We start from the raw sequence: 295 nt of genomic DNA on the forward strand, positions 1-295 counted from the left end.
TTTTCCCGATGACAATAATATCTTCTCCATGGTAACCATCCTCCGGCATCTCTTTCTCTAAGCCAAGCGCCTGAAAATAGCGAGCCTCTAACGATAAAGCAAAGTTATTGATTTGATTTCCGGCATCATTAATATAATACTCTCTAGAAACATCATAGCCCGCTTTGGCAAGAATATTACATAGAGAATCCCCAACCGCTGCTCCGCGTGCATGTCCTAAATGGAGGTCTCCTGTAGGATTCGCTGCAACAAACTCAAATTGGATCCTTTGTTGATTCCCTACCATCGTTTCACC

General features: G+C 43.1%; 1 protein-coding gene. It reads right to left on the minus strand.

Annotated elements, in window-relative coordinates; all coding sequences use genetic code 11:
• A partial coding sequence (gene argS, locus PZE06_RS28325; RefSeq protein ID WP_275792445.1) for an arginine--tRNA ligase domain-containing protein occupies positions 1-295 on the minus strand: 295 nt, incomplete at both ends.

The organism is Robertmurraya sp. DFI.2.37 (assembly GCF_029211245.1).
GTDB lineage: Bacteria > Bacillota > Bacilli > Bacillales > Cytobacillaceae > Robertmurraya > Robertmurraya methanolica_A.